The following is a 20,729-nucleotide window of genomic DNA, read 5'->3' on the forward strand; positions in this document are numbered from 1 at the left end:
CGTGGGCGGGCCGACCGGGATGGTGATGCCGGGCGCCACTTCGATGGTCGGCTGGATGACGGTCTCCGACGGCGGCGGCGGCGGGGGCGGCGCGACGGGCACACCGGCGTAGCCACCGATCTCGGTCGGCTTGGGGAAGGACTCGTTGGAGGTGCCCTTGAGGGCGCCGTCCATGGTGGCCTTCCAGATGTCCGACGGCAGCCCCGAGCCGTAAACCGGTCCGCCCGAGGCGGTTACCAGCGGACTGTCGCCCTTGGCCGTGCCCACCCACACCGCAGTCGACAGCGACGGCGTGTAGCCGACCATCCAGGCGTCCTTGTTGGAGGTGGTGTCGCCGAGCTGGGTGGTGCCGGTCTTGGCGGCCGAGGGCCTACCGCCGGCCAGGGCGTGGCCGCGGGAATAGGCGGCGATCGGCGCCATGGCCGCGGTGACGTTGTCGGCGACGGCCTTGGGGATTCGCTGCTCGTCCTTGTTGTCGGAGTTGGCGGCGTCGAAGAGGACCTGGCCGTCGGAGTTGACGACCTTCTGCACGAAGTGCGGGCGGTGATACACCCCGGAGGCCGCGAGCGTGGCATAGGCCGAGGCCATGTCGAACACCCGGGTTTGGTACTGGCCCAGCACGATTCCGTTGTTCGGTGGTCCGCCCTTGCCGTCCTCGGACAGGGTGTGGTCCACGCCGGGGAAGCTGGTTGCGACGCCGGCCTGGTGCGCGGCGTCGGCGACGGCCTGCGGCCCGCCCTTGAGCTTGAGCATCAGCCGGTAGTAGGACGTGTTCAACGACATCTTCAGCGCCTGGGCGAGGTTACAGGTCCCGCAGCTCTCGCCCTCGACGTTGGTGATCTTGATGCCATCGACCGTCAACGGCGAGCTGTCGACCTGATAGCCCAGCCCGATGCCCTGCTCGAGCGCGGCCACCAGCGCGAACACCTTGAACGACGATCCCGTCTGCAACCCGGCCTGGGCGAAGTCGAACCCGTTGGCGTCGGTGCCGCCGAAGTACGCACGGATGGCGCCGTCGTGCGGGTCGACCGAGACCGCGGCCGAACGCATATCGGGATCCTGGCCGTCCAGGTACTTCGACACCGCCTTCTCCGCCGCCTGCTGGGCCTTCGGATCGATGGTGGTGGTGACCTGCAGGCCCTGGGTGTTCAGGGTCCGCTCGTCGATGTTGAACAGCTCCATCAGCTCTTTGGTCACCTGACGCTCGATCAGCCCATTGGGCCCGGTCGTCTGGTTCTGCGCGCGCGCCTGATCCGGTGGCACGGTCGGCGGGAACACCTGCGCGGAACGGTCATTGGACGACAGTGCCTTGGTTTCCACCATGCCGTCGAGCACCCACGCCCACCGGGCCCGGGCGCCCTGCGGATCGACCGCCGGGTCCAGAGTGGACGGCCGCCGGATGAGCGCGGCCAGCAGCGCACCCTCGGAGACCGTGAGCTGCTCGACGGGTTTGTTGAAGTAGGCCTTGGCGGCGGCCGAGATCCCGTAGGCGCCCCGGCCGAAGTAAATGATGTTCAGATAGGCCTGCAGGACATCGTCTTTCGACCACTCCCCCGACATCTTGGTGGCGATGACCAATTCCTTGGCCTTGCGCATCAGGCCGCTGACACCGTGCTGGGCCGAACCCACCAGCGCGTTCTTCACGTACTGCTGGGTGATGGTCGACCCGCCCTGCAGGTCGCCGCTGCCGAAGAGGTTGTTGTTCACCGCGCGCACGAAACCGGCGAAATCGAACCCTGGGTTCGAGTAGAAGTTGCGGTCCTCGGCGGCGATCACCGCCTGGCGCACATGCACCGGAACTTGGCTGATGTTGACGTCGACCCGATTGCCTTCGGGCGGGATGATCTTGGCGATCTCCGAGCCGTCGCTGGCCAGGATGGTCGAAACCTGGTTGGTGCGAAGGTCGCCCGGCTTGGGAATGTCGACGATGAAGTACGCCATCGCGAACGTGACGATCGGCAAGAGCACCAGTACCGCCGCGCACAGGTAAGCCCCGCGCCGCACCCATAGCCAGTTGATCTGCTCGGTCCAGGCCCAGTCGCGCCACGGCGGGAGGGGTCGGCCACCGGGCCCGCCGGGTCCACCCGGGCCTCCGGGGTGCCGGGGCGGTGGGGGCGGCCCGGCGGGCGGACCACCGCCGAGGCCTGCCCGCTCTTTGCGGCCGGATACCGGCCCCCGACTGTCCAGCGCCGCCTTGACCTCGTCGAGCGGGTCGCGCCGCAAGGGCGTGGACGGCGGGCCGGCCAGTGCGGCTTTGACTTCGTCTATGGGATCGGAGCGTCGGGGCGCCCGGTCGTCTTGCACGGGCGGCAGGATCGTGGTCAATCGATCGTCCGGCGGAGCCTGGCGACGACGGCTGATCGCCGGCGGCCCCTCCCGACGCTCACGATCCCGAGGGGCATCCGGACGGCTGGGGCCCGGACGCTTGTCAGAACTCTGATTGCCTACATGCTCAGTCGATGGCCCACGTTGGTCACCGGAGGACTGGCTGTGGCGTCCTTCGTTACTCAATGGCCGTGCGGGCGTTGTTACGCGCCGTCCGCGTGCGGCCGGTACCCCTGGGCGGGGGTGCCGTGCGCGCCGCGCCGAGCACGTAGGACTTGACGAGATGGTTCCAGCTGCAGGTCCGGCACACCTCCACCACGTGGACGGCGAACTCCTCGAACCGGGTTGCCAGCATCACCAATTCCTCGGCCGTGCGCGCCGAACCCGACACCGCACCCAGGTGTTCGCCGAACACCCACGACACCAGCGTCAGCTGCTCCTTGCGGCAGATCGGGCACATGACCTGGCTCGGTTTCCCGTGAAACTTGGCGGCGCGCAGCAGATACGGGTTCGCGTCGCAGACCTCGGAGACACCCGTCCGGCCCGAGTACACCTGGGCCAGCAGTGAGCGCCGCCGGAGCGCGTAATCCACCACTTGTCGCTGCAGTCGCACGCCCACCAGAGTACGTCGCCATCGGTGACCAGTGATACGCAACCAAACCGTGGCGGTCCGGCCGCGGTGCTCGACGGTGATTTCTGCGCCAAACCGACACCGGACTTCTACGATCATCCCCGTGGCGAGATGGCTCGGGGCACCGCTGGCCGGCGGGGTGACCACGACTACCCGCGCCAAGGACACCGATCGCCAAGACACCTGCACGGTCCTCGACGACGCGCTGGCCGACGGTGAGCTCTCCGCCGAGGAGCACCGGGAGAGGGTCAGCGCGGCCACCAAGGCGGTGACGCTGGGCGACTTGCGTGCCCTGGTGAGCGACCTGCAAACCGATTCGGGGCGGCAGCTGCCGGCCCTTGACTCGCGCCCCAAAGTGCCCCAAGTCGGCGGGTGGGGAGTGCTGGCCGCCGCGTTCGTCGCGTCCGTGCTGTTGGGCATGGGGATCGGGTGGGGCCTGTACGGCAACACCCGCTCGCCGCTGGACTTCACCACCGACCCGGGAGCCAAGCCCGACGGAGTCAGCGCCGTGGTGTTGACGCCGCCCACCCAGCTGCACTCGGTCGGCGGGCTCACCGGACTGCTGGAACAGATGCGCAAACGATTCGGCGACACCATGGGCTACCGGTTGGTGATCTATCCGACCTACGCGTCGCTGGACCGGCCGGACCCTTCGGACGACCGCCGGGTGCTGGCCTATACCTATCGCGGCGGCTGGGGCGATCCGACCAGCTCGGCCAAGAGTTCTTCGGACGGTCCCGTCCCGGTCGACCTGAGCAGGTTCGACGTCACGAAGACCGTCGGCATCATGCGCGGCGCCCCGCAGACGCTGCGCATGAAGCCCTCCGACGTGAAAACCACATACCTGATCGTCGAGCCGGCAACCGACCCGACCACGCCGGGCGCGCTCTCCCTGTCGCTGTATGTCTCCAGCGATTACGGCGGCGGCTACATCTCCTTCACCGGTGACGGCACCGTCAAGCAGATGAGTCTGCCGACGTAAAGACCGGTCCGCCCGGCGCACTTCACAACCCCTGCACTGTGACAAACTGCAAACCAACAGCCGGTGGTGTTGTGGCTAATATATCGAGACGATACGATTGCGCGAGGCGTCGGACCGTCGTAACCAGCCACGCAAAACTTTTAGGGAGGTGATTCGATTGCTGGAGCTTGCCATCCTGGGTCTCCTGATCGAATCGCCCATGCACGGCTACGAGTTGCGCAAACGGCTGACCGGTCTACTCGGCGCGTTCCGGGCGTTTTCGTACGGTTCGCTCTACCCGGCCCTGCGCCGCATGCAGGCCGACGGGTTGATCGCCGAGGACGCCGCCCCGGCCGGGACGCCGGTCCGGCGGGCCCGGCGCGTCTACCAGCTGACCGACGAAGGCCGCCGGCGCTTCGCTGAGCTGGTGGCCGACACCGGTCCCCACAACTACACCGACGACGGCTTCGGGGTACACCTGGCGTTCTTCAACCGGACTCCGGCAGAGGCGCGCATGCGCATTCTGGAAGGCCGCCGCCGTCAGGTCGAGGAACGACGGGAAGGTCTGCGCGAAGCAGTCGCGCGGGCCAGTAGCTCGTTCGACCGCTACACCCGTCAGCTTCATCAATTGGGGCTCGAGTCCAGTGAACGCGAAGTCAAGTGGCTCAACGAGCTCATTGCTGCGGAGCGGGCTATGCCCGGCCTCTCCGAGCAAACGTAACCCGCCCGCACGAACCCAGCATCCCAGTCAGAGGTCAGAGGTTAGGAGAACGCCCTTATGAGTGAGAACCAACCGCCGAAGGCGGCAGAGGCGCAGTCGGAGGTACGAGTCGCCATTGTCGGCGTCGGTAACTGCGCGTCTTCGCTGGTTCAGGGCGTGCAGTACTACTACGACGCCGACCCCAACAGCACCGTGCCCGGCTTGATGCACGTGAAGTTCGGCCAGTACCACGTCCGCGACGTGAAGTTCGTCGCCGCGTTCGACGTGGACGCCAAGAAGGTCGGCTTCGACCTGTCCGAGGCGATCTTCGCGTCGGAGAACAACACCATCAAGATCGCCGACGTGCCGCCCCTCAACGTGACGGTACAGCGCGGCCCGACGCTGGACGGCATCGGCAAGTACTACGCCGACACCATCGAGGTCTCCGACGTCGAGGCCGTCGATGTGGTCCAGGCGCTGCGCGAGGCCAACGTCGACGTCTTGGTCTCCTATCTGCCGGTCGGCTCCGAAGAGGCCGACAAGTTCTACGCCCAGTGCGCGATCGACGCGGGCGTGGCGTTCGTCAACGCCCTGCCGGTGTTCATCGCCTCGGACCCGGTGTGGGCCAAGAAGTTCACCGACGCCGGCGTGCCCATCGTCGGTGACGACATCAAGAGCCAGGTCGGCGCGACCATCACCCACCGCGTGATGGCCAAGCTGTTCGAGGACCGCGGCGTGCAGCTGGACCGCACCATGCAGCTCAACGTCGGCGGCAACATGGACTTCCTCAACATGCTCGAGCGCGAGCGCCTGGAATCCAAGAAGATCTCCAAGACGCAGGCCGTGACCTCCAACCTGCAGCGCGAGTTCAAGACCAAGGACGTGCACATCGGCCCGTCCGATCACGTCGGCTGGCTCGACGACCGCAAGTGGGCCTACGTTCGGCTGGAGGGCCGCGCCTTCGGTGACGTGCCGCTGAACCTCGAGTACAAGCTCGAGGTCTGGGACTCGCCGAACTCCGCGGGCGTCATCATCGATGCGGTGCGCGCCGCCAAGATCGCCAAGGACCGCGGCATCGGCGGCCCGGTGATCCCGGCGTCGGCGTACCTGATGAAGAGCCCGCCGCAGCAGCTCCCCGACGACATCGCGCGCGCCAAGCTCGAAGAATTCATCATCGAGGGCTGAGCCCCTCGACGCACCAGCGTGTCGCGAGCGTAACGCCACGGCGATTTTCACCTCGAGAATCCGCCACAGCGTTACGCTCGCGGCCGTTGCGGCCAAATCATCGACACGATGCTGTGCAGCTGCTTAGCATCATGTCTCGATGACCGTTCAACCCGCGGCGTTCCTCCGCACGACGCTTCCCCTCGACCTGTCCCGGCTCGCGGAACTCGACAGCGGCCGATACCACTCCATCTGGCTGCCCGATCACATGGTCAGCTTCTGGCCAGACTCGATCTGGACGCCCGAGTTCACCGACCTGGCCACGGCTTCCCCTTCACCGCACCGCCACCTGGACGGACTCGCGGTGGCGGCCGCGGCGGCCGTGCTGACCGAACGGGTCCCTCTGGTCAGCGCGGTGGTCGACACCGTGCGCCGCCATCCCGCGCTGCTCGCCCAAACCGCGCTGACCATCGATCACCTGGCAAAGGGGCGCTTCATCCTCGGGCTGGGCAGCGGCGAGAGCGAGAACACGCTGCCCTACGGCTTCGACTTCTCGCGATCGGTCAGCCGGTTCGAGGAAGCGCTGGCGGTGATCCAGCTGCTGTGGCGCAGTGACGGGCCGATCGACTTCGACGGCCAGTTCTACAAGCTGCACCACGCCCGACTGGACACCGAACCCTATGAGGGCCGGGTACCGCCGATCTGGATCGGCGCCAGCGGCCCGCGGATGCTCGACATCGCAGGCCGGTACGCCGACGGCTGGTGGCCGGCGGGTGCCTGGACTCCCGACCATTACGCCCAGATGCTCGCCGCGGTGCGAAGCTCCGCCGAACGCGCCGGCCGCGACCCGCTGGCGATCACGCCCTGCTTCATCCAGGTCTGCCTGATCGGTGCGGACGACGAGGCCCTCGCCGAGATCCTGCAGGCACCCCTGGTCAAGGCCTTCCTGCTACAGGTCTCGGCAAAGACGTTGCACGACTTCGGCTTCGAACACCCCATGGGCGAGGGCTGGCGCGGATTCCAGGACATCGACCCGGCCGTACTCACCCGGGAGCGGATCCTGGAATTTCTGGACAACGCGCGACCCGAGATGGTGCTGGCCGTCGTGCCGCACGGCACACCCAAAGAGGTCGCCAAGATCGTCAAGACCTACGTGGACGCGGGCCTGCGCGTGCCGAAAATACTCGACTACGGCGCCATGGCCGGGTTGAAATACGCACAGGCTTCGGCCGCGAATGTCCTTGCGGCCGAGGATGAGCTGGTGCGCCTCTGCGGAGGCCCGTCGTGACAGCACGTCTGGACGCCGCGGAGATGCTCGCCGCCGCCGAGGCCGAAACCGGGCTGCGCGACTACGGCGACCCCACCCTGCCGGAACGCTTCGCCGTCGCCGTCGACCACCTCAACGGCCTGGGCATGGATGCCGACGGCCGTTTCGAGGCCGCGCAGGTGTGTCGCTGGCTGCTGACGTCGCGGCTCGAACTCATCGAGGACCGCAACCGCTACCCGATCGGCGCCGAAGTCATCGAGTCGCCGATGTTCGTCACCGGCGAACCACGCTCGGGGACAACGCTTATGCACGCCCTGATGTCAGTGGACCCGAACGCCCGCGCGCTGCGCTTCTGGGAGGTGATGTACCCGTCACCGCCGCCGGGCCTGGCCGCACCCGATGACGACCGCCGGGCGCGGGCCGACGCCGACTGGCGTGAGATCAACGCCAAGATGCCGAAATGGCTGCACAGCCACCCTTACAACGACATGCTGGGCGACGGGCTGCCCGAAGACGAACGAACCTGGGCGTTCGACTTTCGGGTGATGACCCCCACCGCGTGGTGGCGGGTGCCGATGCAGTCGCTGGTCGGCGGTCTGGCCACCGACCCGGCCGCACAATACCGGTTACACAAGGCCATGCTGCAACAACTGCAATACAGCCGGCCGCGAAAGTACTGGGTGCTGAAGGGTTTCCACGGGTTCCGGCTCAAGGAGATGTTCGCCACCTACCCCGACGCCACCCTGGTCTGGCTGCACCGCGACCCGGTTCAGGTCGCCGCATCGCGCACCATGATGATGGCCGACATCGCCGAGGGCATGATCGGTCCCGTCGACCTGCACGCCTTGGCCAAGATGCATCTGGAGCTGACCCGCGCCAGCGTCGCCAACACGATGAGCGACCCCTGGGTCGACGACCCGCGCATCCTGCACATCCGCTACACCGATTTCATTGCCGATCAAGTTGCGACTGTGCAGCGCTACTACGCATTCGCCGGCCGTCGGGTCACACCCGAAGCCGAATCCGCCATGCGCGACTACCTGGCCAACAACCGCGGCGACCGATACGGCAAATTCCGCTACTCCACGCAACTGCTCACCGACATCGGCGAAGACCTCGATGCGCTGCACGCCGAATTCCGGCCCTTCCGTGACCGATTCGGTGTCGAGATCGAAACTCGCGGCTGACATGGCGGCGACGCACAAACGGTTGTCGGTGCACAGCGTCACCTTCTATGGCGAGCCGCTGGCCACGCTGGAGGCCCACTGGGCGACACTGGGGGTGTCGCGGCTGAGCATCCTGGACAGCCAGGTCCTTGACCCGCAACTTCCAAATATTTTGCGGCGCAACGACTATAAGGTCGAGGCGGTCTGCCACATCTTCGGTGATGGTCGGCTGGACACCCGCGCAGAGGCGGCGCGCGACGCCCTGCTGGCGGTGATCGACGCGGCGGCCGCGGTAGGGGCGCGCGTGGTCTACGTGCTGACCGGGGGTCGGGGCGCACTGGCCTGGCAACAGGCCGCCGATCGGTTTTGCGCCATGATCGCACCCTGCGTGGAGCACGCGAAGCGGGCGGGTGTGGCGCTGGCGATCGAGAACGCGTCGAGCCTCTACGCCGACATTCATCTCGCCCACACCCTGCGCGATACCGTCACCCTGGCCGAAATGAGCGGCCTGGGCGTCTGCATCGAGCTGTTCCACTGCTGGGCGGAGGGCGATTTCGAGGCGATGGTGCAGCGGGCATTGCCACGAACCGAGCTCATCCAACTCAGCGACTACGTGCTGGGCGACCGCGCGCTGCCGGGTCGCGCGGTGCCGGGTGACGGCGCGATTCCGATCGAAGCGTTCGTCGCCCAGGCGCTGGCCGGCGGCTACGCACATGGATTCGACCTGGAACTGCTCGGTCCCCGCATCGAAGCGCAGGGCCGCTTGCAGTCCGCGCGACGAGCGTGCGACGTCATCGGGGCGATGCTGCAGAGATTGGGTGCGTGACAATGGGTTTCGGCGAAGGCTCCGACGACGCGGCGCTGCAATCGGCGTGGAGCGATTTCTGCGCCCGGCTGCAACGCGCGGGAGAACAGGTCTTCAAAGACGCCAACCCCGCCGCCGCGCTGCAGCGCGTTGACGCCTACCGATTCCTCACGCAGAACCTCGGCCAGGCCTTCGATCTGGCCCTCGAAACCCGCGACACCGGTTACCCGGTGCTGCACACCTTCTGCGGCCCCACCCGCAAGCTCGGCGGCGACTGCGCCGATTTCACCTATCAACAAGCGTGGATCGACGGGCAGTCGACCTACCGGCTCACCGGCAGCCGCGGCACCTCGCGCTTTTTCAACGTCACCGTCCAAGGGCGGCGCACACCCGGCCCGGGCGTCTTGCACGAACCCTTCGGCGACACCCCACAGGCCAACTTGCTCGGCCATCAACTCGACGTCGGCGGCGACGGTCGATTCGAGCTGTACATCGGCGGCCCGGAGCGCGGGCCGAACTGGCTGCCGACCACGCCGGAGTCACGAAAGCTATTCATCCGACAGGGTTTTGACCGCTGGGACGAGTCGCCGGCGCAGCTTCACATCGAACGCGTCGACATGGACTCCCCCAAGCCGTTGCCCACGCCCGCCGACATGGTCGAGGCGATGAGCTGGGCCGGTGATTTCGTCACCGGCCTGATGTCCGACTGGCCCGAATTCCCGTTCAACTACGGCGGTGTCGATGTCGAGCACCCGAACGCGTTCCCGCGCGTCGGAGCGGACGACGCCGACAGCAAGCGCGGGCGCGCCGCCGCCAACATGTATTGGGAGCTGGCGCCCGACGAGGCGCTGATCGTCGAATTCGCTGCGCACGACGGGCTGTGGATGTTCACCAACATGGGTGTCTTCTTCAACAGCATGGACTACCTCTACCGCCCGGTGAGCTATACGCCGAGCCGCACCAAGATCGACCACGACGGCCGGATCCGGCTGGTTATGGCTCACCGTGATCCCGGCGTGCACAACTGGCTGGACACGCAGGGCTTCGAGCGCGGCAACCTGACCTACCGGCACATGCTCGAGGGCGAGCCCGCCGTGCTGGACACCCGGGTGGTCAAGCACGCCGACCTGCTCGGCGCCCTGCCCGCGGACACCGCCATGGTGGGCGCATCGGAGCGCGCCGCCGCGATGTGGGAACGCTTCCATGGCATTCGCCGCCGTTATGTGCTCTAGCCCGGTGGTGGCGGCCCGCCACTAGACGCCGGGTCTAGGGTCAAAGATCGTGACCGAGATCTCCGAAGACGAACTGGCCGGGCTTTCCGAATTCTCGCTGCTGCCCGAAAACGCCGAGCAGGCCGGGGTCTCCGGCCCACTGCCGGACGCCGAGCGGGTCGAGTCCGGCACGGGCGAAGCCAGGATCAGCGCGCTGCGCTGGGGCAGCACCGCCCCGCGGATCGTGTTCCTGCACGGCGGCGGCCAAAACGCGCACACCTGGGACACCATCATCGTCGGCCTCGGCGAGCCCGCGCTGGCGGTCGACCTGCCCGGCCACGGCCACTCCGCCTGGCGCGAGGACGGCGACTACTCCCCGCAGCGCAACGCCGACGCCTTGCTGCCGATCCTGCGCGAGCACGCGGTCTCCGCCGACCTCGTCGTCGGCATGTCGCTGGGCGGGCTGACGGCGATCCGGGTGGGCGCGGTGGCGCCCGAGCTGGTCAATGAGCTTGTGCTGATCGACGTCACTCCGTCGGCGCTGCAACGGCATTCCGAGATGACCAAGGAGCAGCAGGGCACCGTGGCGCTGATGCACGGGGAACGCGAGTTCCCCAGCTTCCAGGCCATGCTCGACTTGACGGTCGCCGCCGCGCCGCACCGTGAGGTGAAGGCGCTGCGCCGCGGCGTGTTTCACAACTCGCGCAAGCTGGACAACGGCAACTGGACGTGGCGCTACGACGCCATCCGCACCTTCCCCGACTTCGCCGGGCTGTGGGACGATGTCGACGCCTTATCCGCGCCGGTGACGTTGGTGCGCGGTGGCTCGTCGGGATTCGTCAACGACGAGGACGCCGCCGAGCTTGCCCGTCGCGCAAGGCATTTCCGCTCGGCACACGTTGTGAAGAATTCGGGCCACTCCGTGCAGAGCGACCAGCCGCGCGCGCTGATCGACATCCTGCGCGAGGTGCTCGACGCGGGCTGAGCCTACGGTGGTGCCATGACCTCTGAGTTCCCGATCCGCATCGGTGTCCAGCTACAGCCGCAACACGCTCCGCAGTACGCCCAGATCCGCGACGCGGTGCGCCGCTGCGAGGACATCGGCGTCGACATCGCCTTCAACTGGGACCACTTCTTTCCGCTCTACGGCGACCCCGACGGCGCGCACTTCGAATGCTGGACGATGCTCGGCGCCTGGGCCGAGCAGACCTCACGCATTCAGATCGGTGCGCTGGTGACCTGCAACTCCTATCGGAATCCGGAGCTGCTGGCCGATATGGCCCGCACCGTCGACCACATTTCCGACGGCCGCCTCATCCTGGGCATCGGTTCGGGTTGGAAACAAAGGGACTACGACGAGTACGGCTACGAATTCGGCACCGCGGGCGGCCGCCTGGACGACCTGGCGACCGCACTGCCCCGGATCCAAAGTCGGCTGACCAAACTGAACCCGGCTCCCACCCGCGACATCCCGATGCTCATCGGCGGCAAGGGACCGCGAAAGACCCTGCGGATGGTCGCCGAGTACGGCGACATCTGGCACGGTTTCACCACTGTCGACACCTACCCGGCCGCGGCCGCCGTGCTGGAAGAGCATTGCGCCGCCGTGGGGCGCGACCCGTCCACCATCGAGAGGTCGGCCGGCGTCGAGGACAACAGCGGAGTTCGTCGCGGCGAGGGCCTCGACGGGTTGATCGCCAACGCCGAAGGCCTCACCGCGCTGGGGGTCACGCTGCTGACCGTGGGCGTCAACGGCCCGGACTACGACCTGACCGCCGCCGAAGCGCTATGCAAGTGGCGCAATAGTCGTTGAACCGGCCGCGCCGCGTTCGCCCCGGGTTCATTGGCCAAACACCGAAACACGCGCGTCAATTCATGAGAAACTCTCACCGCTAGATGGTCAAACCCGGTGCGAAAGAGACTCAACAAAACGATGCCGAAGAAATACGGGGTTAAAGAAAAGGACCTGGTTGTTTCGCACATTCTCCACCTGTTGTTGACCGGAAAGCTGCGCAGCGGGGACCGCGTCGACCGCAACGAAATTGCACTGGGCCTCGGAGTGAGCCGGGTGCCCATTCAAGAGGCGTTGGTCCAACTCGAACACGACGGCATCGTGTCCACGCGTTACCACCGGGGTGCCTTCGTCGAACGGTTCGATGAAGCCACCGTCCTCGAGCATCACGAGCTCGACGGGCTGCTCAATGGGATTGCATCCGCACGCGCGGCCACCAATCCCACGCCGCGGATCCTCGGACAGCTGGATTCGCTCATGCGCTCGCTACGCACCGCGAAGGATTCGCGCGCCTTCACCGACATCGCGGCCGAGTATCGGCGCACCGTCAACGACGAGTACGCCGGACCGCGTCTGCACGCCACCATCCGCGCCTCGCAGAATCTCATCCCCCGCCTCTTTTGGACCACCTATCAGGGCGGGCGCGACGAGATGCTGCCGTTCTACGAGGATGAGACCTCGGCAATACACCGGCGTGACCCCGAAGCCGCGCGGGCGGCGTGCGTCGACCGTTCCTACCTGATGGCCCAGACCATGCTCGCGGAACTGTTCCGGCGGCGGGTCTTCACCCCACCCGACGATGTCAGCCGGGTCGTCGCCGGGCCACTGCAGGTAATCGCCGACGCCGACACGATCTGCGGCGAAGCGTCGCTCGCGCTGTAGAACCGACGCTGACCGGGCCGCGTCGCCGTTCAGTCGTTACGGTGACACTGATGAGTTTGCGCGTGGGCCGGCACACCAAGCGTCGCGAAAGGGCCTTCGCCCTGGCCGCGACGATCCTCATGATCTGCGGCCTCGCGCTGGGCGTACCGATGGCGCCCGCTGCCGCGGACTGGAATCAATGCGCGCCGGCCGGGGTGGAGAGCGCCCGGACCCTGCCCAAGGATGTGACCGACAACCCGACCACCGGTGAGGACGACCGCGACACGACGGCGTCGGTCGAGCCACTCGGCGCGGTCGACGTCGGTGCCTTGGGCCTCGGGGTGCCGGGAGTGCTGACGGTCGGCACGCTGTCGGACGCCCCACCCAACATCTGCATCAACGCCACCGGCGAGTTCAGCGGCTTCGACAACCAACTGCTGCGCGCGATCGCCGACAAGCTAGGTCTGCAGGTCCGCTTCGTCAGCACCGACTTCTCCGCGCTGCTGGCCCAGGTGGCGTCTCGGCGCTTCGACGTCGGTTCGGCAGCGGTGAAAGCCACCGACGCCCGGCGGCGCACGGTTTCGTTCACCAACGGCTACGACTTCGGCTTCTATTCGCTAGTGGTGCCGCCCGGGTCCGCCATCCACAAATTCAGCGACCTCGCGGCCGGCCAACGCATCGGCGTCGTGCAGGGCACCGTCGAGGAGTCGTACGTCATCGACGTCCTGCACCTGCAACCGGTGAAGTACCCCGGCTTCGCCACCTTGTACGCCAGCCTCAAGAGCCGCCAGATCGATGCGTGGGTGGCGCCGGGAACCCTCGCGGCGACCGTCATTCGCCCGGGTGATCCGGCGGTGGTCGCCGCAAACACCTACAGCCCAGGCAATTTCGTCGCTTACGCGGTCGCTCAGGGCAACAAGCCGTTGATCGACGCGCTCAACTCCGGGCTGGACGCCGTCATCGCCGACGGCACCTGGGCGCACCTGTACAGCCAGTGGGTGCCGCGGTCGCTGCCGCCCGGCTGGAAACCCGGCTCCAAAGCCGCGCCCCTCCCCCAGTTGCCGGACTACGCCGCGATCGCCAAACGACACCGGTCATCGGCGGAGCCGCCCGCCCCGAAATCACCACTGGCCCAGCTGGGTGATTCGTTCTTCGACTGGGACATGTACCGGCAAGCGATCCCGATGTTGTTCACGACCGGGTTGCCCAACACCCTGATCCTGACCAACAGCGCCCTCGTGATCGGCCTGGTGTTCGGCATGGTGCTCGCGATGGCCGGAATCTCGCACCGGCGCTGGCTGCGCTGGCCGGCGCGGGTGTACACCGACATCTTCCGCGGCCTGCCCGAAGTGGTGATCATTTTGCTCATCGGGATGGGCATCGGCCCATTGGTCAGCGGCCTGACCAACAAAAACCCGTACCCGCTCGGCATCGCCGCACTGGGACTGATGGCCGCCGCCTACATCGGCGAGATCCTGCGCTCCGGGATCCAAAGCGTCGACCCGGGACAACTGGAAGCGTCCCGGGCCCTCGGCTTCAGCTACGTCACCGCGATGCGGCTGGTGGTGGTACCGCAGGGAATCCGGCGCGTCCTGCCCGCCCTGGTCAATCAGGCCATCGGGTTGCTGAAGGCCTCCGCGCTGGTGTACTTCCTCGGCCTGATCGCCGATCAGCGAGAGCTATTCCAGGTGGGACGGGATCTCAACGCCCAAACCGGCAGCCTGTCACCGTTGGTGGCCGCCGGCCTCTTCTACCTGCTATTGACCATTCCGCTAACGCATTTGGTCAACTACATCGACAACCGGCTTCGCCGCGGACGCCGGGCCGCCGCGCCAGAAGACGATGCCGACATGCTCGTGACGACGTTCGGCCAGGAGATCACGTGACCTCCGGCTTCCACGGGCGTGCGTCAGTGTCGCTGGCGGCCAAAGACGTTCACCAAACTCTGGGCGGGAGCAAGGTGCTGCGCGGCGTCGACATCGAGGCACCCGCCGGCAGCACCGTCGCGATCATCGGGCCATCCGGCTCGGGCAAGTCGACACTGCTGCGCACGCTCAACCGCCTGTATGAGCCTGACAGCGGCGACATTCTGCTGGACGGCAGGTCGGTGCTGCGCGACGATCCCAACGAGCTCCGCCAGCGGATCGGCATGGTGTTCCAGCATTTCAACCTGTTCCCGCACCGCAGCGTGCTGGACAACGTGGCGATGGCCCCGCGGAAGTTGCGCCGCCTGCCGACCGACGAAGCGCGCGATCTGGCGATGGCACAACTGGACCGAGTTGGCCTGAAGCACAAGGCCGGTGCACGCCCCAGCATGCTGTCCGGCGGCCAACAACAGCGGGTGGCGATCGCGCGCGCGTTGGCGATGGCTCCCCAGGTGATGTTTTTCGACGAGGCAACCTCGGCGCTGGATCCGGAAATGGTCAAGGGAATACTGCAACTCATTGCCGACCTCGGCGCCGATGGCATGACAATGGTTGTGGTAACCCACGAAATGGGTTTCGCGCGGTCGGCGTCCGACGCCGTGATCTTTATGGATCACGGCAAGGTTGTGGAATCGGGACCGCCCGAGCAGATATTCGAAGCGGCCGAGACCCAACGGCTGCAGCGGTTTTTGTCCCAAGTGCTTTGATCCCACTAACTGGTGGGCAATAGCTCCCTCGTAAGCACCTCATATCGGGATAGACTCCCGATTTATGGCAGACAGCGAAACGAACCCGGCCGAGGTAGCCGAGCTCGCCGAAGGTTTGCACCGGGCGCTGTCCAAATTGTTTGCGATTCTCCGCCGCGGCGACCCGAGCGGCGCGGCCGCCGGGGAGCTGACCCTGGCGCAATTGTCGATCCTGGTGACCCTGCTCGACCAGGGCCCGATTCGAATGACCGATCTCGCCGCACACGAACGGGTGCGCACCCCCACCACGACCGTGGCGATCCGGCGCCTGGAAAAGATCGGGCTGGTCAAGCGTTCCCGCGACCCGTCCGACCTGCGAGCGGTGCTCGTGGACATCACGCCGCGGGGGCGGGCCGTTCACGGTGAGTCGCTGGCCAATCGGCGCGCTAGCCTGGCCGCGATGCTGAGCCAGCTCCCGACCTCCGACCTCAACACCCTGATGCAGGCGCTGGCGCCGCTGGAACGGCTGGCCTCCGGTGATCCGACGTCCGGGCCCGCCGGCGTGCCGCCCGCGCGCAAGGAAGCCTGAAAAGCCCGTTCTGTCAATGGTTTTCGCCTGGGAGCGCGGCTGTCGGTAAACTGCCGGGCATGCCCAATGCACTCATCACAGGCGCCGGCGGCGGTATCGGTTCGGCCATCGCCGCGGCGCTGGCCCCCACCCACACCCTGCTGCTGGCCGGCCGGCCCTCCGATCGGCTCGACGGGGTCGCCGAGCGGCTCGGCGCCACCACCTTTCCGCTGGATCTCACCGACTCCGGCGACATCGAAGCCGCCTGCGAAATCGTGGACGAACTCGACGTGCTGGTGCACAACGCCGGATTGGCCATACCCGGCAGCGTTTCCGACTCGCATATCGACGAGTGGCGTGCCACATTCGCCGTGAACGTCTTTGGGCCGGTAGAACTTACGCTCGCGCTGCTGCCGGCGCTGCGACGGGCGCGCGGCCAGGTGGTGTTCATCAACTCCGGCGCCGGGCGCACCGCCTCGCGGGGCATGGCTTCCTATTCGGCCAGCAAGTTCGCGCTGCGCGCCTTCGCGGATTCGCTGCGCAGCGACGAACCGGAGTTGCGGGTGACGACGATCTATCCGGGCCGGACCGACAGCGACATGCAGCGCGAACTCGTCGAGTTCGAGGGCGGCAGCTACGACCCGGCCAACTTCTTGAAGCCCGAAACGGTCGCGGCGGCGGTCGTCCATGCGGTGAACACCCCGCCCGACGGCCACGTCCACGAACTGATGCTGCGACCCACCGGGCGCTAGGCGGCGCTAGACGACCAGGTTGACCAGCCGGCCGGGGACCACGATCACCTTGCGCGGGGTGGCGCCCGCCAGGAACGCCTGGACCTTCTCATCGGCGAGCGCGGCGGCCTTCAGCGTGTCCTGATCGGCATCGGCGGCCACTACGACTCGACCGCGGACCTTGCCGTTGACCTGGACCGGGTACTCCACGGTGTCGTCGACCAGAAAAGCGGGATCGGCCACCGGGAACGGACCGTGCGCCAGCGGGGTCTCGTGGCCCAGGCGCAGCCACAGCTCCTCGGCCATATGCGGGGCCAAGGGCGCCAGCATCAACACCAGCGGCTCGACCGCCGCGCGTGGCACCGCGTCGCGGTGCTCCTTGGTGAGATGGTTGGCGTATTCGATCAGTTTGGCCGCAGCGGTGTTATTCCGAAGTGCCGCATAGTCTTCCGCGACCCCGGCGATGGTCCGATGCAGCACTCGCAGCGTTCCGATCGCCAACTCCCGGGCGGGCCCGTCGACCACGCGGGTGTCGCCGGTCTGCTCGTCGACGACCAGACGCCACACGCGCTGCAGGAAACGGTGGGCACCGACGACGTCCTTGGTGGCCCAGGGCCGGGACGCCTCCAGCGGACCCATCGACATCTCGTAGACCCGCAGGGTGTCGGCGCCGTAGTCGTCGCAGATCTCGTCAGGCGAGATCGAATTCTTCAGGCTCTTACCGATTTTGCCGAACTCCTGGAAGACTTCGACCTCTCCCCCGGGCCCCGGATAGACGAACCGGCCGTCCCGCTCGACCACCTCTTCGGCCGGCACGTACGACCCTCGCGCGTCGGTGTAGGCGAAGGCCTGGATGTAACCCTGGTTGACCAGCCGCCGATAGGGCTCGCGAGAGCTTACGTGGCCCAGGTCGTACAAGACCTTGTGCCAGAACCGCGCATACAGCAGGTGCAGCACCGCGTGTTCGGCGCCGCCGACGTACAGGTCGACCCCACCGGGATCCTGCGGCCCGTGCTCGGCCGGGCGCGGACCCATCCAGTAGGCCTCGTTTTCCACGGCGGCGAACCGCTCCGAGTTGTGCGGATCGGTGTAGCGCAGTTCGTACCAGGAGCTGCCGGCCCACTGCGGCATCACGTTGGTGTCCCGGGTGTAGGGCTTCAGGCCGTCGCCCAGATCCAGCTCGACGTGCACCCATTCGGTGGCCTTGGCCAGTGGCGGCGAGGGCTCGCTGTCGGCGTCATCGGGATCGAACAGCACGGGTGAGTAATCCGGCACGTCGGGCAGTTCGACCGGCAGTGCGGCCTCGTCGAGTGCGTGCGCACGCCCGTCGGCGTCGTAGACGATGGGGAACGGTTCGCCCCAGTACCGTTGACGCGCGAAAAGCCAGTCGCGCAGCTTGAATTCGACGCGCGCCCAGCCGCGGCCTTCGGCCTCCAGGCGTGCGGTGATCTTTTCCTTGGCCGCGGCCACATCCAGACCGTCGAGGTAGCCGGAGTTGACCAGCACCCCGTCGCCGGCGTAGGCCGCCTCCGAAATGTCGCCGCCTGCAATGACTTCCACGATGGGCAGGCCGAACTCGTGGGCGAAGTCCCAGTCGCGCTGGTCGTGGCCCGGGACCGCCATGATGGCCCCGGTGCCGTATCCGGCCAGCACGTAGTCGGCGATGAAGATCGGTACCGGTTTGCCGTTGGTGGGGTTGGCGGCGTAACTGCCCAGGAAGACACCGGTCTTGGCCTTGCTCTCCTGGCGTTCGAGGTCTGACTTCGACCCGATCGCCTGCCGGTAGGCGGCGACGGCCGCACCGGGCGTCGCGGCGCCATAAGTCCAGCGCGGGTCGGTGCCGTCCGGCCAGGCGGTGGTGACCAGTTCGTCGACCAGGTCGTGTTCGGGGGCCAGCACCAAGTAGGTGGCGCCGAACAACGTGTCGGGCCGGGTGGTGAACACCTCGATGTCGACCGTCTCGCCATCGGCCTTGGTCGCCGCGAACAGCGCCTTGGCACCGGTGGACCGGCCGATCCAGTTGCGCTGCATGGTTTTGACCGGCTCCGGCCAGTCCAGCACTTCGAGGTCGTCGAGCAACCGATCGGAGTACGCGGTGATTCGCATCATCCACTGCCGCAACCGTTTCCGGAACACCGGGAAGTTGCCGCGGTCGCTGCGACCGTCGGCTGTGACCTCTTCGTTGGCCAGCACGGTGCCCAGACCGGGACACCAGTTCACCATCGAGTCGGCCCGGTACACCAGCCGGTGGCTGTCGATCACATCGGCCCGCTCCCCCGCCGCGAGCCCGGCCCAGTCCCGCCCGTCCTCGAGGCGGCGGGCGCCGGAATCGAACTCGGCGATCAGCTCCGCGATGGGACGGGCCTTGTTGGCGGCGGTGTCGAACCAGGCGTTGTAGATCTGCAGGAAGATCCACTGGGTCCACTTGTAGAACTCGACGTCGGTGGTGGAGAAGCTGCGCCTGCTGTCGTGACCGAGACCCAGCCGTCCCAGCTGGCGCTTGAAATTGACGACGTTGGCCTCGGTGCGGGTGCGCGGATGGGTGCCGGTCTGCACCGCGTACTGCTCGGCCGGCAGCCCGAAGGCGTCGAATCCCAACGCGTGCAACACGTTACGGCCGGTCATCCGGAAATAGCGGGCGTAGACGTCCGTCGCGATGTAACCGAGGGGGTGGCCGACGTGCAGGCCCTCCCCCGACGGGTACGGGAACATGTCCTGCACGAACAACTTGTCGTCCGGCACCGGGGATCCGTCTTCCGGCGCCAGCGAACCGACCGGGTTGGGCACGTTGAAGGTGCCGAGCTTCGCCCAGTTCTCCTGCCACACGCCCTCGATGCGACCCGCCAGCGCCGCCGTGTAGCGATACGGCGGCGCGTCGGAGTCGGGCGTGGCGGCGCCGGAGTTGCTTGCCGGCGAGGTGGTCGGGGAGTCGGTCACTTGAACAGGGTATAAGGGCCGACACGGCGAGTACGCCGGCCACAGGTTGGTCTCGGTTCCGTTGCGCGCCGATCAGAGGTTCATCCCAGGTGTGTTTCGAGCCTGTTCACCGCCTTTGACCTCTAGTTACAGTCAGCCCCTATCGACGGCTTCTGGTAGGCAGCCATTGGAAGGACCGACGCAGATGATTGAGATCGTCCCCGTCCACCGGGCATTCCTCGGCGGTATGGTCGCTGGCCTGATGGGCCTGGCGGTTGTTGCGGGCGGCACGGCATCGGCAGACCCGTTGCCTCCGGCGCCTGCGCCCGTCCCCGCGGTTCCCGCGCCGGCACCGCAGAACCTCGGGCCCGAGCTGGTCCCGCCGAGCAGATACCTGGCGGCCCCGCCCGCCGGCAACCAGATCGTCCCGCCGGCCACCGCCACGGTGCCCGGAACGACGGCCCCGGCCGCGGTCACACCGGCGGCGCCGGCTCCGGCTCCCGCGACGTCGGGAACGATCCGCGAATTCCTGCAGTCCAAGGGCGTGAAGTTCGAGCCGCAGAAGCCGCAGGGCTTCAAGGCACTCGACATCACCTTGCCGGTGCCCGCCCGCTGGACTCAGGTGCCCGATCCCAACGTGCCCGACGCGTTCGCGGTGATCGCCGACCGGCAGGGCAGCAGTATCTATTCCTCGAACGCGCAGGTCGTGGTGTACAAACTGGTCGGCGCCTTCGATCCGAGGGAGGCCATCACCCACGGCTACGTCGACAGCCAGAAGCTTCCAGCGTGGCAGCCCACCAACGCGGCGATGACCGACTTCGGCGGCTTCCCGTCGTCGCTCGTCGAGGGCACGTACCGCGACGGTGATCTCACGCTCAACACGTCGCGGCGCCACGTCATCGCCACGTCGGGGCACGACAAGTACCTCGTGTCGCTGGCGGTGACCACCGATCGTGCGGTGAGTGTCGCCGACGCACCGGCCACCGACGCCATCGTCAACGGATTCCGCGTGAGCGCACC

18 protein-coding genes are annotated in these 20,729 nt (G+C 67.2%); 15 read left to right on the forward strand and 3 right to left on the reverse strand.

Annotated elements, in window-relative coordinates; genetic code table 11:
* Positions 1-2,511 (reverse strand): transglycosylase domain-containing protein (locus tag DQP58_RS19920; RefSeq protein WP_205869485.1); only part of this gene is annotated, 2,511 nt, incomplete at its 3' end.
* Positions 2,504-2,938 (reverse strand): DUF5318 family protein, encoded by a 435-nt coding sequence (locus DQP58_RS19925; protein ID WP_064883320.1) that lies wholly within the window; start codon positions 2,936-2,938, stop codon positions 2,504-2,506. The genes DQP58_RS19920 and DQP58_RS19925, both read right to left, overlap by 8 nt.
* Before the next feature lie 121 nt (positions 2,939-3,059).
* On the opposite strand from DQP58_RS19925, the gene DQP58_RS19930 reads away from it, so the two are divergent.
* The 14 genes from DQP58_RS19930 (at position 3,060) to DQP58_RS19995 (ending at position 16,814) form a co-directional block, all read left to right on the forward strand.
* The gene (locus DQP58_RS19930; RefSeq protein WP_112709953.1) at positions 3,060-3,938 is read left to right on the forward strand and encodes a DUF1707 SHOCT-like domain-containing protein; all 879 of its coding nucleotides are present in this window, start codon (positions 3,060-3,062) and stop codon (positions 3,936-3,938) included.
* A 157-nt stretch (positions 3,939-4,095) separates the two neighbouring features.
* The gene (locus DQP58_RS19935) at positions 4,096-4,638 is read left to right on the forward strand and encodes a PadR family transcriptional regulator (RefSeq protein ID WP_112709966.1); all 543 of its coding nucleotides are present in this window, start codon (positions 4,096-4,098) and stop codon (positions 4,636-4,638) included.
* A gap of 57 nt (positions 4,639-4,695) precedes the next feature.
* Positions 4,696-5,802 carry an inositol-3-phosphate synthase gene (locus DQP58_RS19940; protein ID WP_112709954.1) on the forward strand — a complete coding sequence of 369 codons (1,107 nt, stop codon included), beginning with the start codon at positions 4,696-4,698 and terminating at the stop codon, positions 5,800-5,802.
* 139 nt (positions 5,803-5,941) lie between these two features.
* Positions 5,942-7,069, forward strand: a complete 1,128-nt coding sequence (locus DQP58_RS19945; protein ID WP_112709955.1) for an LLM class flavin-dependent oxidoreductase — start codon at positions 5,942-5,944, stop codon at positions 7,067-7,069.
* Positions 7,066-8,235 (forward strand): sulfotransferase family protein, encoded by a 1,170-nt coding sequence (locus DQP58_RS19950; protein WP_112709956.1) that lies wholly within the window; start codon positions 7,066-7,068, stop codon positions 8,233-8,235. The genes DQP58_RS19945 and DQP58_RS19950 overlap by 4 nt, the downstream gene beginning before the upstream one ends.
* 1 nt (position 8,236) lies before the next feature.
* Complete coding sequence (locus DQP58_RS19955) at positions 8,237-9,040, forward strand: sugar phosphate isomerase/epimerase family protein (RefSeq protein WP_112709957.1); 804 nt, start codon at positions 8,237-8,239, stop codon at positions 9,038-9,040.
* Between the two features lie 2 nt (positions 9,041-9,042).
* On the forward strand, positions 9,043-10,251 hold the full coding sequence (locus tag DQP58_RS19960) for a DUF1214 domain-containing protein (protein WP_112709958.1): 1,209 nt from the start codon (positions 9,043-9,045) through the stop codon (positions 10,249-10,251).
* A gap of 49 nt (positions 10,252-10,300) precedes the next feature.
* Complete coding sequence (locus DQP58_RS19965) at positions 10,301-11,215, forward strand: alpha/beta fold hydrolase (RefSeq protein WP_112709959.1); 915 nt, start codon at positions 10,301-10,303, stop codon at positions 11,213-11,215.
* 15 nt (positions 11,216-11,230) lie between these two features.
* The gene (locus DQP58_RS19970; RefSeq protein WP_112709960.1) at positions 11,231-12,043 is read left to right on the forward strand and encodes an LLM class F420-dependent oxidoreductase; all 813 of its coding nucleotides are present in this window, start codon (positions 11,231-11,233) and stop codon (positions 12,041-12,043) included.
* 120 nt (positions 12,044-12,163) lie between these two features.
* Positions 12,164-12,904 carry a GntR family transcriptional regulator gene (locus DQP58_RS19975; RefSeq protein ID WP_112709961.1) on the forward strand — a complete coding sequence of 247 codons (741 nt, stop codon included), beginning with the start codon at positions 12,164-12,166 and terminating at the stop codon, positions 12,902-12,904.
* 50 nt (positions 12,905-12,954) lie between these two features.
* Entirely contained in the window at positions 12,955-14,769 is a 1,815-nt protein-coding gene (locus tag DQP58_RS19980) for an ABC transporter substrate-binding protein/permease (protein WP_112709962.1), read from the forward strand.
* Positions 14,766-15,515 carry an amino acid ABC transporter ATP-binding protein gene (locus DQP58_RS19985; protein WP_112709963.1) on the forward strand — a complete coding sequence of 250 codons (750 nt, stop codon included), beginning with the start codon at positions 14,766-14,768 and terminating at the stop codon, positions 15,513-15,515. Before DQP58_RS19980 ends, DQP58_RS19985 begins: the two co-directional genes overlap by 4 nt.
* 64 nt (positions 15,516-15,579) lie before the next feature.
* Positions 15,580-16,083: a MarR family winged helix-turn-helix transcriptional regulator gene (locus DQP58_RS19990; RefSeq protein ID WP_066861711.1), complete on the forward strand. Its 504-nt coding sequence runs from the start codon at positions 15,580-15,582 to the stop codon at positions 16,081-16,083.
* 59 nt (positions 16,084-16,142) lie between these two features.
* On the forward strand, positions 16,143-16,814 hold the full coding sequence (locus tag DQP58_RS19995; protein ID WP_066861714.1) for an SDR family oxidoreductase: 672 nt from the start codon (positions 16,143-16,145) through the stop codon (positions 16,812-16,814).
* A gap of 6 nt (positions 16,815-16,820) precedes the next feature.
* Here the strand turns inward: DQP58_RS19995 and leuS are convergent, their stop codons facing one another.
* Positions 16,821-19,730: a leucine--tRNA ligase gene (gene leuS / locus DQP58_RS20000; RefSeq protein ID WP_112709964.1), complete on the reverse strand. Its 2,910-nt coding sequence runs from the start codon at positions 19,728-19,730 to the stop codon at positions 16,821-16,823.
* A gap of 184 nt (positions 19,731-19,914) precedes the next feature.
* Here leuS and DQP58_RS20005 point away from each other — a divergent pair.
* Positions 19,915-20,729: LpqN/LpqT family lipoprotein (locus DQP58_RS20005; RefSeq protein WP_112709967.1), on the forward strand; the 815-nt coding region annotated here is incomplete at its 3' end.

It is taken from the genome of Mycobacterium colombiense (assembly GCF_003284975.1).
Taxonomy (GTDB): Bacteria; Actinomycetota; Actinomycetes; order Mycobacteriales; family Mycobacteriaceae; genus Mycobacterium; species Mycobacterium europaeum_A.